The sequence below is a fragment of the Thermodesulfobacteriota bacterium genome (genome assembly GCA_026415035.1).
Classification (GTDB): Bacteria; Desulfobacterota; BSN033; order BSN033; family UBA1163; genus RBG-16-49-23.
Map to the genome: position 1 here is coordinate 128,597 of JAOAHX010000003.1, position 12,797 is coordinate 141,393.

A 12,797-nucleotide genomic window follows, 5' to 3' on the forward strand; every position below is an offset into this window, starting at 1 on the left:
TTTTTTCATTTCGGGGAAACCATCCCTCCCAAGGAAGACCGCCCGGTCACCAGCCGAATCGTGAGCAGGGCGAGGACCACGATCCCCACGACCACCGTGCACATGGCGTTGGCACTGGCCGTTCGGCCGTCCACATCGAGAAAGATGATCTCAATGGCCGCCAGCTTGATGGTGGCGGAGACTAGGAAGATGACCGCACTGATGGTGGTCATCGCCCTCATGAAGAAGAAGGTGGCGGTGGAGAGAAAGGCCACCTTCGACAGGGGAAACACCACCCGGGTGAACGTGGAGATAGGGCCAGCCCCCAGGCTGACGGCCGCCTCCTCCACCGATCGATCGATCTGTTTCAGGTTGGCGATGCTGGTGAGCACGCCCAGTGTGAAATTGCAGACGATGATATTGATGATGATGAGCCAGATCGTCCCGTAGAGGAAGAAGTAGGGTTTGTTGAAGGCCAGGACATACCCCAGTCCCATCACCACCCCGGGGATGGCGGCGGGCAAGACGCAGAGGGTATACAACATCTGCTCCCCTCGGGGTCGTTTCTTTTCGAGGAGGTAGCCTGCCAGGAGCGTCAGAAACCCGCCTGCGATGGCCACGACGATTGCCACCAGGAAGCTCGTCCAGATCGGAGCATATTTATAACTGATCATGGTCCGGAGGGTTCCCTCCGGCAGGATCGAGGCCCAGAAGTCCGTCCAGAGAGGGGCATGGGCGCCGAGGGAGGGAAAATCGAAATGTTTCAGGGTAAGGGAAAAATCGTAGGGCCACGTCCGAACGAAGGAGCCGAGAAAGACCGTGGCGAAGACGAGCAGGATGCAGAGACTGATCAGGCTGCAATAGAGGGTAAACCCCCATTTCTTCAAAGGCCTGGAGGGGGGCAGAAAAGGACGGGCCTGTCCGCTGATGAGGGCATAACTCTTTCTCGACAGGTAGTAATTGAGGGCGAAGGCCGTGATGGAGGGAACGAGGAGGATGACGCTGATGGTCGCCCCCAAGTCGAAACGCTGAAGCCCAAAGACCTGAGAGACGATCTCGGTCGCCAGGACGGAGTAATTCCCTCCGATGACGACCGGGATACCAAAATCCGTGATCGTGAGATTGAAGGTCAAGGCCGCCGCACTGGCGATCCCGTACTTGGCCGAAGGAAGCGTCACTTTATAGAAGGTCTTCCATGCCGATGCCCCCAGGCTTTGAGCCGCCTCGTCCAGCCGGGTATCGACCGCGGACAGGGTCGTGTAAAGGATGAAAAGGGCATTGGGAAAACAGTAGAGGCACTCCCCAACCACAATCCCCGTGGCCCCATAGATATTCCAGCCGGTGTCGAGGAGGTGACGGGTGATCAGACCATTTCGGCCGAAAAGGAGGATCAGGGCGAGGGCCTGAATGATCGTGGGGGCGATGAGCGGGAAGGTGGAGATCGTATAGAAGATGCCCTTACAGGGGATGGTCGTCCGGGTCAAACCATAGGCGAAGCCGAAGGCGGCGACGGTCGTGATGGCCATGGTCAGGAGGGAGACGTAGAGGCTATTGGTCAACGATCGGAAGATCCTCGGGTTTGAGAAATAGGTGACGTAGTGTTCGAGGGTCAGTCTCCCCTCTTTGAAGAAGCTGAGCCGGCAGATATCCACAAGGGGGTAGAGCAGAAAGAGGATGAGGAAGCCCGTGAAGAAGGCAAAGGCGATTCCGGTAAAGGCCCGATCGGCCGTGATCCGACCCGGAGACAGGGACGCCACCAGGGAAACGGGACGGAGGGGTCCAGCCCGATTCACCGCTCTTCCTCTGGATAGATCAGAAAGGACTCGGGAGGGAAATGGAGAAGCACCTCCTCCCCCTGCCTCAATCCTTTCTGCTCGAAGACCTTCTCGATCACGTCGGCGATCACTTCCTCTCCTCCCGTCTCGATCACGAGTCGAACCGCTGCCCCCAGGAAGGTGATCACGTCGATCTTTCCGGGGAGGAGATTAAAGGGGATCGCAGAAAGCATCGGGTCGCCGGGCCTGAAGATCTCGATCTTCTCCGGACGGATGGCCAGGATCACCTCTCCCTGGGCTGGCCCCCCTGTCGGACTGACCTTCAAGCTCCATCTTCCGGTATCGACCACATCACCGATGCGACGCCCTTTGAAAAAGTTGGAGGTCCCGATGAAATCGGCCACGAAATTGGAATTTGGAAATTTATAAATCTCGATGGGCCTTCCCACCTGCCGGACCTGGCCGCCTTCCATCACGACCACGCGATCGGCAATCGAAAGGGCCTCCTCCTGATCGTGGGTGACATAGATCATCGTCTTCCGGAGCTCCTGTTGGAGCCGTTTGATCTCGGCTCGCAGCTTGACCCGGATCTTGGCGTCGAGGGCGCTCAGGGGTTCGTCCAGGAGGAGAACCTGCGGATTGGGTGCCAAGGCCCGGACCAGGGCCACCCGTTGCTGCTGACCCCCGCTGAGCTGGGCAGGGTAGAGGTTTTTCCAGTCCCGGAGGCCTACAAGGTCCAGCATCTCGTCGACCCGCTGGGCGATGGCCTGCCGGCTCATCTTTCTCATCTTCAGTCCGAAGGCGATGTTCTCCTCCACCGTCATGTTGGGAAAGAGGGCATACGACTGGAAGACGATGCCGAACTCCCGCTTCTGGGGGACGAGGTGGTTGATCACTTTTCCCTCGAACAAGATCCTTCCTTCGGTTACGGTTTCGAACCCCGTGATCATCCTCAGGATCGTCGTCTTCCCACACCCACTCGGACCGACGAGGCAAACCAACTCTCCTTCCTCGATCTCCAAGTTGACCCGATCCACCGCGGTCAGGGCGCCAAACCGCTTGGTCAGGTCTTCCAGCTTGAGGTTTCTTCCCATGCCTCCAGGTCACCTTTCCCCAATGCGATTTAATGAATTTTTCGACCGATGTCAATAAAAAAGGGCATCCCACCCTAAAGCAGGATGCCCTTTCAAACCCTCTTCCCTTTCATCGCAAGAAGAGGCTCTCCCATTTCTTCAAAATCTCATCCCGGTGTTTGGCCTGCCAGGCAAAGTCCATCGGATAGAGTCTGATCTCGGACAATTTGGGAAGATCGGGTCGGGTGGGAATTCCCGGAAGGGTGACGCCATACTTATATTTTGCATACTCCCTCATGGCGCTTTCGCTGATCGCCCAATCCAAGAACTTCTTGGCGGCGGCTACGTTTTTGGCCCCTTTGAGCAGGGCGTTGGCCTCCACTTCGTAGCCAGCCCCTTCGATCGGGAAGACGAACTCGACCGGAAAGCCCTGCTTCTTCTGTTCGGCCACCACATAATCGAAGGAAGCGCCCACCGCGAATTCACCCTGGGCCGCCATTTTGGCCGGTCTCGAACCGCTCTTGATATACTGGCCGATATTCTTATCGAGTTTTTTCAAAAATTCCCAGCCGTCTTCCTTCCCTTCCTTGGCCCCGTACATCTGGAGGATGCTCGAGACCTGAAGGAATCCCGTTCCGGAGGCCACCGGATTGGGCATGGCGATCAGTCCCTTGAACCTCGGATCGAGCAGGTCGTTCCAGCCTCGCGGCATGGGCAACCCCTTCTCCTTCAAGACCTTCGTATTGACGCAGAAGGCCGCGATGTACATATCGATGCCGACATATTGAAATTCAGGATGGACAAATCGCTTCTCCAGCTTCTCGACCCCCCTGGGTTTATAGGGTTCCAGCATCCCTTTGAGGATAAAATCCTCCATATTGGTTACGGCCCATCCCCAGATGAGGTCGGCCTGGGGGTTGGCCCTTTCGGCCAGCATCCTGGCCCCTAACTCCCCTGTGGAGAGTCGAATGATGTGGATGTCCAAGCCGGGGAGTTCCTTTCGGGCCAGTTTCAGGTACTCGGCCACCTCATCGGTCTCAAGGGAGGTGTAGACCACCACCCTCTCCTGCGCCAGGCCGGCACCGATGAAAAAGGTCAGGACGATCCATACCGCTCCTCCAATCCACCCGATTCGTTTCATAAGCTTCTCCTCCTTGCTCCCCCTTGAATTTCAGGTGACCTTGATATGTCCCGAAGGGGACCTTTTCTCCTTCTTCCTTCGCGTCGCCTCCCGTCTTCTTCTATATCTATCGAAACCCACCCCTTTTGTCAATTCCCCTTTTTCGGGGTTCTCCTCAAATCCCGAAGCTTCTCGGATTCAGGCATGAGGGAGGAAGGCTCTTCCGAAAAGGCCTTGGCCGATCTCGATCTTCAAGGTTGCACTGGCGATCTGCATCGCTTTTACATCCCGGAGGTAGCGCTCGAGGGGGAGTTCCCTTGAGTATCCCATCCCCCCGAAGACATCCATCGCATGATCCACAACCCTATAGGCCACCTCCCCGCCCAGCAAATTGGCCATCGCCGCCCACACCGAGGCCTCCTCAGTCCCCCTCTCGATCATTGAGAGGGCTTGAAAACATAAGAGCCGTGCCGCTTCGAGGGAGGTTCGATCCTCGGCCAACCTGAATTGAATCCCCTCAAACTTGCCCAGAGGTTTCCCGAAGACCTTCCGGACCTTGGCGTAGTTGACCGCATCCTCCAGGGCTTGTCTTGCTGTCCCAAGGGCGATTAATCCTGTAAGAGACCTCTGCTCCTGGACGGTTCTCTTCAACATCAGGAGGGCACTCCCTTCCTCCCCGATGAGATTCCCGTGAGGGATCTCTACCTGCTGGAAGGCCACATTGCCCCACTGGGTTCCCCTCCATCCAAAACCCTCAAGCCTCTGAATATCGATCCGGTTCCGGTCCCTTTCAATAAAAAAGCAACTGATGCCCTCTTTCGCCTCCGTTTTGGCCAACACGATGAATCCCTGGGCGACTCCGGCAAAAGTGACCATCGACTTTTCGCCCTCGATCACCCAAAGACCCTGGTGCCTCCTCGCCTCTGTCCGGAGGGCACCGAGATCGGACCCCGCCTCCGGTTCCGTAGCCCCGAAGGCCAAGACATATTTCCCTTTCACCAATTCCGGGAGAATCGTCTTTCGGATCGATTCTGAGGCATTAAGGAGGACCCGGCCGGTGATGTTCGAACTGCAGAGGACGATGGCGCAATTGTGGTCGAACCGGGCAACCTCCTCAAAGGCGAGGCCACAAGTGACCAGATCCACCTCCGAGCCTCCGTAAATTTTAGGCAACCGCAATCCGGTCAACCCGATTCCGGCCATCTTCTCCAGGCTCTCCCAAGGAAACGCCTCGGAAGCATCCCAGTGAGCGGCCAGGGGGGCAAGCTCCTTGCTTGCAAATTGATGGATACTCTGCTGGATGAGCTTCTGCTCCTCATTCAACTCGAACATCCGTCTCCTCTCCCGACGCCTTTCTGCAAAAAGATGTGGAAGGGATCCCAATCGGGCTGGAACGGGCAAAGCCGACCCATGGCGGCTTCATTGGATGAGGCCATGTTACGTGGAATCGCTCCCCTTGTCAAGCAACCCGCAAGGGGAGGAAGCGGACCCTAAAGTAATACAACCAAAAAAGCGATAGACCTCCTGTTGAAAACCTTGCTATTTTTCTGACATAATTCGTCCATAAAAGTGCCTTTTTTTGGTAGGGGAGGGTTGCTTTTTTCAGATATTTTATGAAATTAGGAGTCAAAGTTTTTTTGGCATTTTAATTGCTAAAATCACAAAAAGGGACCAATCTCTTGATCCAAAGGGCAACCCTTGGTGAGGGGAAGGTCTGAGTTTAGGTCTTATGAAATATAGCAAAGGGCTATCTCCGCAGGCTAAGAAGGTAGAGAACTTCGCGATTACCCTTTTGCAACTGATTCGGGGCGTCCGCGTCTACCCGGCAAAGCATCCGACCATCATCGAGGCAGCCCAGAGGGTCCTTCGGTCCATACCCTGGGAGGCTACCGGTACGCTCACGATCGGGGTCACCCCAAAAGAGTTGATCGTTTCGGGAGAATTTATCGGCCATAAGGCCAGCGAGCTCGCTTCCTTCCTCCATGAGAAGAAGATCCTTCAGGTGAGCTGGACGCATGGAGTGACCCTCGACGATCTCTGGGCCTTTGCCCGGGTCGTTTCCACTCCAAAGCTTGAAGGCGAGTTGTTACGAGAAAAACTCCGAAACGAAGTCCCTACGATCGACATCCTCCCCCTAAACCTCCGCGAGATTCATCGGGAGACGATGGACACACCGCAGGATCCCCAGGCCACCTCAGAGGAGAGAAGGCGCCGGGCCTGGCTCGTCCTGATGAGTCAGGATTCGTCGGCGGACCAGTTGGCGTCGGTGATCACCACGGAAGAATTCTGGAATGCCGCAAAGGAGGAGTGGACCCGAACAGGCCTCGGAGACTCCGAGGGGTTTACGGAGTTTCTTCTGAGGCTGGGCGAACGCCTTGAAGAGGCCCTGGCCCTTCTGCCTCCCTCTCAACGCGAGGTGATCCTCAATTACCTGGCCCAAATGGGCAGGTGCCTCGCCATCCGGGACCTCGTTCGGATCGTCGGAAGGGAGGGCGAAGAGTCGAAAAGGCTCGGCCTCGTGAGATCGTCTTTGTTGAGGGATCTCGATCTGGAGCGTTTCGTCGACCTCCTCGCAGGCCTGGCCGCGATGGGAGAACGGGGAACCCAGCGATTCGTCGAGATCTATCGCCGTTTCCTCCCGGTGACGGACCCCCAAGAAGTCCTTGCCCTTGTGCGTTCCAAGATGGCCCAATCCGAGGCGAGCGGGATCTCCCCAGAGGTCTGGAAGACCGTTGAAACCTTGATCCTGAATCTGACCGAAAACCCCTTCATGGACTCGGAATATTCCGATTCTCTCAGATCCTTTATGGAGGCCTCCAAATCGTCTTCGATGGACGAAAAAACAGACCTCCCCTTAGAATCTCCGGATTATTTTTTGGATTTTCTCTATCTGGCGTTGGGCCTCGAGGAGGAGCAACTGTTCCAGACCAAGCTGATCGAAAGGATCAAAGCCAGGACCGAGCAGCTCGGTCCCTTCGGCGTCTTAAGCTTTGTGGCGGCTGTCGATCGCACCTTTCCGAGGCTTCTTGACTCCCACGCCTACCTCGTTCGGTCCCTCTTCGAGAAAGGGCTCTCGGCCATCGGAAAGGCCACCTTCAAGGAAAGACAGAGTTTCATTCGCTTCGCCCTCACCCACGAAAAATGCCTCCTCGACACCGCCCTCAAGGCCTTGGCGGAGGAGAGGAAGATCTCCACCCGTTTCTTCCTCGTCAATCTCCTCTCCTGCTTCTCCTTTTCCTCGACCCCCGTATTCATCTCCAAATCGAGGACCGGGCCTTGGTATCTCGCTCGGAATCTCGCGATCGTCCTCGGCCAGCAGGGCTTTCCCCAGGTGCTTCCTCACCTGCGCGCCTTGACCCACCATCCCCATCCCAAGGTGAAAAAAGAGGCGGTCCACGTCCTGAAGAGGTTTGAATCTACGGGTGAGGAGACCCTCGCCCTCGAAATGGATCCGCTCCCCCGGTCTCCGATGAGATCCTGAAAGGGCTCCCGAAAGATGTTTCAGGACGTGCTCACATATTTCCTCAACAATCTCGGCAGCCTCTATCGAATGCGCCGCATCTATCCTCAGGGCAGCAAACAGGTCTTGCAGACAGCCAAGCAGGCCCACCAGAGGCTCTCCGAATGGGGAAAACCGGTAAGGATCACCCTTCTCGGACAGGATCTGATCCTCGAGGACCGGAGGATCGATCCCATCCCCGCCACCTTCCAAGCGCTCTTTCAGGCCCTTCAGCAACTGGGATTCGAGAGAATCCAGATCGATGCCGAGGCCCAGGTGGAGGATCTTCTGGATTGGATCGAGCATATCTTCTCGAAACAACGGACCCCCTACCAGAGTTCCAAGATCTTAACGGGATGGATGAATCTTCAACACCGGACGTCCCCGCAATCCCTCTTCACCCGTTCCATCATGGGCTATCTGGGATTCCTCGCTGAAACCCAGGGAATCCTCACGGATCTCGAGGCCAGAAAACCCGAAGGGATCGTCCGAGCCCGGGAGGTCGTCTGCACGATCGTCTCCCGATTGACCATTGTGCGGGAGTTGTTTGAACCGATTCGGGAGCTCAAAAATTTTGATGACTATACCTACACCCACGCCCTCAACGTCTGCATCCTCTCCTCGGCCCTGGCCAGGGCCCTCCGCTTCAACGAGGAGGTGGTCAACACCGTGGCCATGGCGGGTCTCTGCCACGACCTCGGGAAGAAGGAGGTTCCCAAAGAGATTCTGAATCAGAAAGGGACCCTTCGGTCAGAGGATTGGAAGCTGATGGAAAAACATCCCTACTGGGGGGCGAAACTCCTTCTCGAGATTCCGAATGTGGAAGCGAACCATCCCCTTCTTCCCGTGGTGGCCTTTCAGCACCATATGGGGTATGACCAGTCCGGATACCCGAAGGTTCAGCCGAGGATGCCCTTTTATCCCCTCCACATCGCGAGCCAGCTGGTCGCCATCTCGGATGTCTACGATGCCCTGAGGACCGTCCGGCCCTACCGGCCCGCCCTTTCGGTCGAGAAGGCGGCAACCTTCCTCATCCGGGATGCCTGGTCCGGAAAACTGAACCGGGAATTCGTCTCCGCTTTTCTCCTCCTTCTGAACGTCCTTTCGGCGGGGAGGAGAGTCGTCCTCTCCGATGGGACGCGAGGAAGGATCGTCGAAGCCCACTCGGACCGCCCCCTCTGTCCCATGATAGGGGATGAGCAAGGCCGGATCTTCGATCTTTCGGATCCCGCAGCCCCCCGGATCTGGGAGATCGAAGAGGAGGTGGCCGAAGGCGATCAGCCAAATTAGATTGAGGGAGTTGATCTGAAAAATAAATGACGAGGCCCGGAAGAGCAACGCCCCGGGCCTCATTCTTTATCTTTGGGTCGAGGGTTTCCGCGCGTAGAGGTGCCTCACCTCACGTCGGACCATTTCCCGTACCTTTCTCTGAGGATGCGGTGGAGGATCTTTCCGGTGGGGGTCATGGGCATCTCCTCATCCTTGATGAAATCGACCGACTTCGGGATCTTGTAGCCTGCGATCTTTCCCCGGCAATAGTCGATCAGTTCCTTCTCCGATACCGTCTGCCCCTGATGGAGGGTTACCACGGCCTTCACCGCCTCTCCCCATTTGGGGTCGGGAACGCCGATGACCGCCACATACTTCACGGCAGGGTGGGAACCGATCACGTTCTCGACTTCCGACGGGAAGACGTTCTCGCCACCCGTGATGATCATATTGGCCTTCCGATCGACGAGGACGTAATAACCATCCTCATCCTGATAGGCCATATCGCCCGCGGAGAACCACTCTCCCCGGAAGACCGATTTCGTCTTCTCCGGGTCCTTCCAGTATTCCTTGAAGATGTGGGGTGTTCGGGAGTAGAGCTCTCCCACCTGACCTCGCGGCACCTCATTTCCGTTCTCATCAAGGATCTTGATGCGGTCGGTCCCCCAGATCTCTCTTCCGATCGAACCTAACTTTTTGAACTGTTCCTCCGGACGGAGCAAGGTCACCAGGCCCGCCTCCGTCGACCCATAGGCTTCCCAGAGCTCGGCATTTTTGAAGTATTCCATGATGGCCAGTTTGGTGTCCCTTCGGGCCGGGGCCGAAGAGATGAGGAGCTGGCGGATGGAGCTGACATCGATGCTCTTCTTCACCTCGTCTGGCAGCGAGAGCATCATGATGTAGTGGGTGGGAACGAGGGAGGTGAAGGTGATCCTCTCTTTTTCGATCGTCTTGAGAAGATCGAGGGGATCGAAGCTGATCATATTATAGACGAAGACCCTGGCGCTCACATAGGTATAGGTGAAGGAATAATAAATGGAATTGATATGGCACATGGGCATGACCAGCATCACGCAATCATCCGGCCTAAGCCCCATGTTGATGGCATTCAAAATGTATTGAGAGACGTTCCCCTCATGGGTCCTGACCACCCCCTTCGGCTTTCCTGTGGTGCCGGAGGTGTACATGATGTTCCACATATCCTCCGCATCCACGATCACATCGGGCTCCTCGGGGGAGGCCTTCGCCAGGAGTTCTTCATAGGATTGGTAGCCTTCCGGGGTCTTATCGTCCCCGAAGTAGATATAATTTTCAGGGGGAATATTGGGGAGCTTGCTCCGAATCGAGTTGACCAAGGGGACGAATTCTTTGGCCACGATGAAGGCCTTTGAGTCGGAGTGGTTCACCACGTATTCGATCTCAGGAGGAGCGAGCCTGAACATGACGGGGACCGTCACTTGGCCCCCTTTGGCGGACCCCGCATAAAATTCCATCCATTCCACACAGTTATAGGCGAGAATGGCGAACCGGTCTCCTTTCCGAATGCCCAATTGATTCAGGGCGTTGGCAAAGCGACAACTCCGTTCATTCCACTCCTTAAAGGTCATTTTCCGGAATTTGTCCCCCGCTCCTGGTTTGTCGGGGTAATGCATGGCCATCATCTTGAGGACGGTTCCCGCGGTCATCCATTTACTGATCGTCATAGGTACTCCTCCTTTTCCCTTTGATTCACCCCTTGAGGCAACACATGAAGCTTGTGATTTTTTTTACATCCTTTATCATCCTTGGAAGGTTTTGTCAAGCATTTGTTTTTCTGTTAAATATTTCAAAAGGTTAGGTGACGTTCCTGTGCCAAGGGTAAACGCGTCCCCAGCTCCAGGTCCGTCTCAGGACCCCTCTTCTAACTCTCGTAAACAAGGGTGAGTCGGAACGTATTCGCCTGAAATCCTGTTCCAAGCGATCGGCCTTCTTCTTATCCGGCCTGGTGTTGTTTGACCCTATCGGCGATGACGGTGATCGATGAGGTGAAGATATGGAGAAATTTCGAATGGGGGATATAGACAAACCATACGAGGCAAGGGATGACGTGGGCATACCATAAGAAGTGGGGATTGATCGTGATGTCTCTCAGAAAAAAGGACAAAAAATATCCGAAGAAGGAGATCCAGTTGTTGGCGCTCGGCGGAGTAAAATCGGCCATGTAGACCCGTTCGGCCACCACCTCTGGGTGAGCGATCCGGTATCCCTCGATGAAAAATCCCGAGGCCACCATATAAAAGATGAAGACGAGGGTGACAATATCCTCCTCTTCCGTCTTCAATTGATCGGGCTTGAGGAAGAATCTCCGGATCATAGCTAGCACACAGCCGACGAGGATCAAAAAACTGAAGAATTCGAGAAAAAAGTCGAGAAACGGCCGGATGGGTCCGGTCTTAAAGGCATGGGCAAAGGAGAGGATGGGAAAGGAAGGGCTCCATGCGGCGAGGTAACCGGTGGTGAATCCCTTGATCATATCCACGACGAAGGTCGCGACAAAACCGAACACGAGAAGGGTGTGGGCGAGCCATCGGTAGAAAGATTGAGCGTAAAGCTTCTTATGGAAGATCACATCGGTCAGGACCGTCTTGATATACCAGCGAGGTCTCTTCCGGAAGCCCTTCCAGCCTCTTTTGGCCAGGGTGACGAATTTCTCCCAGGAGGTCGCCTGTTCCATTCCCTTCAAGGTCCCCTGAAGATAGAAACCCGCCCGAAACCACATCCCCCAGAGGAAGAGGATCATCGTGGGAATGAACATCAGATAGAAGATGAGGTGCTTCTCCATTCCGATATCCTCCCCGTCGCCGAGGACCGGGGATCCTTAGGCCAAATATTTCAGGACGAACTCAGAGATATACATCACCTTTAACGGAACCTTCATCCTCCTGGCGGTGGACTGAATCGTCCGGACACACTGCTGGCAGGCCGAGACAACGACGTCCGCGCCGGTCGCCTGAATCGACTTGATCTTCTCCTTGGCCAGGGCGATGGAGAGCTCTGGATCCACCATCTCCAAAAGTCCCCCTCCCCCACAACATTTGCTCTGTTCCCTGTGGGTGGCCAACTCCACCAACTCCACCCCTGGGATCGATCGCAGAACCTCTCTCGGTTCCTCGTATATGCCGCTATGGCGGCCGAGGTCGCAGGGGTCGTGATAGGTCACCCTCACCTTCTCTCCCTTAAATCTGAGCTTCCCCTCTCGGAGGAGGTGGAGAAGAAACTGGGTGGAATCGTAGAGGTGGAAATCGGTGTGGTACTCCTCGTGCCAGGTATGGTAACAGGAGGGACAGGAGAAGACGACGCTGTGCGCCCCTCTCTCTTTCACCCCTTCGATATGGTGACGGATGAAACCCTCGACCTCTTTTCTAAACCCAGCCCCGATGAGCGGAAATCCGCAACACCACTCCTCTCCGCCCAAGAGGGTGAAATCCACCCCTGCCCTGTCCAGGATTTGGGTGAAGCTCTGGGGCACTTTATAAGCCATCGGAAAATAGGCTGAGACGCAGCCCACGAAATAGACCACCTCTGCCCGCTCCTTTTGATATCGGTGTGCGGGGAGCCCCTCCAAGCCGTCAAGCCAGTTCGTCCTCGAGCTGTTGGCCTCCCCCGATATGTTATACTTCCCGAGGACGTTCTTCCTCATCATCCCAACATTCTTGGGAAAATGGCCAAGATCGACCAGCACCTCTTTTAAGGCCAGCCAAAGGGTTCGGGAATCGATGGAGACCGGACATTGAACCGCACACTCTCCGCAGAGGGTGCAGCGATAGACCATCTCCGAAAAGCGCTCCAGTTCCGCCTCGTCCAATTTGGGTTTGCCAAAGATCCTCGCCCAGAGACCGTACTGTTTCTGGAGGAACTTCTTCAGGGCCTGGATCTTGCCACGGGGGGTGATCCCCTCCTCGGCCCTCTGACCATAAACCGGGCAGAACCGGAGGCAGTCTCCACACCGGGTGCAGGCATCGATTTCAAGGAGTTGTTTGGGAGAGAATCGTGAAAGGTCCACCTTCCTCAGGATCGCTTTGCCCTGGAGGCCCCCAAGGGTC

General features: G+C 55.8%; 9 protein-coding genes. 2 read left to right on the plus strand and 7 right to left on the minus strand.

The genetic code is table 11. The features are described 5' to 3' along the window. Nucleotides 1–5 precede the first annotated feature (5 nt). The 4 genes from N3G78_03230 to N3G78_03245 form a co-directional block, all read right to left on the minus strand. On the minus strand, nt 6–1,772 hold the full coding sequence (locus N3G78_03230; GenBank protein ID MCX8116932.1) for an ABC transporter permease subunit: 1,767 nt from the start codon (nt 1,770–1,772) through the stop codon (nt 6–8). Then, nucleotides 1,769–2,848, minus strand: coding sequence for an ABC transporter ATP-binding protein (locus N3G78_03235; protein ID MCX8116933.1), 1,080 nt, complete (start codon nt 2,846–2,848; stop codon nt 1,769–1,771). The genes N3G78_03230 and N3G78_03235 overlap by 4 nt, the downstream gene beginning before the upstream one ends. Before the next feature lie 109 nt (nt 2,849–2,957). Next, a complete protein-coding gene (locus N3G78_03240) occupies nt 2,958–3,968 on the minus strand; it encodes an ABC transporter substrate-binding protein (GenBank protein MCX8116934.1) in 1,011 nt (336 codons plus the stop codon). A 177-nt stretch (nt 3,969–4,145) separates the two neighbouring features. Then, nucleotides 4,146–5,279, minus strand: a complete 1,134-nt coding sequence (locus N3G78_03245) for an acyl-CoA/acyl-ACP dehydrogenase (protein ID MCX8116935.1) — start codon at nt 5,277–5,279, stop codon at nt 4,146–4,148. A 397-nt stretch (nt 5,280–5,676) separates the two neighbouring features. Between N3G78_03245 and N3G78_03250 the strand changes: the two genes are divergently transcribed. Further along, on the plus strand, nt 5,677–7,428 hold the full coding sequence (locus N3G78_03250; protein MCX8116936.1) for a HEAT repeat domain-containing protein: 1,752 nt from the start codon (nt 5,677–5,679) through the stop codon (nt 7,426–7,428). A 15-nt stretch (nt 7,429–7,443) separates the two neighbouring features. Then, nucleotides 7,444–8,736 (plus strand): HD domain-containing protein, encoded by a 1,293-nt coding sequence (locus N3G78_03255; GenBank protein MCX8116937.1) that lies wholly within the window; start codon nt 7,444–7,446, stop codon nt 8,734–8,736. Between the two features lie 104 nt (nt 8,737–8,840). Here the strand turns inward: N3G78_03255 and N3G78_03260 are convergent, their stop codons facing one another. From N3G78_03260 to N3G78_03270, 3 genes are all read right to left on the minus strand, one after another. After that, on the minus strand, nt 8,841–10,418 hold the full coding sequence (locus N3G78_03260) for an AMP-binding protein (GenBank protein ID MCX8116938.1): 1,578 nt from the start codon (nt 10,416–10,418) through the stop codon (nt 8,841–8,843). 269 nt (nt 10,419–10,687) lie between these two features. Continuing rightward, nucleotides 10,688–11,536, minus strand: coding sequence for a respiratory nitrate reductase subunit gamma (locus N3G78_03265; GenBank protein ID MCX8116939.1), 849 nt, complete (start codon nt 11,534–11,536; stop codon nt 10,688–10,690). A 36-nt stretch (nt 11,537–11,572) separates the two neighbouring features. After that, on the minus strand, nt 11,573–12,757 hold the full coding sequence (locus tag N3G78_03270; GenBank protein ID MCX8116940.1) for a (Fe-S)-binding protein: 1,185 nt from the start codon (nt 12,755–12,757) through the stop codon (nt 11,573–11,575). Nucleotides 12,758–12,797: the final 40 nt, after the last annotated feature.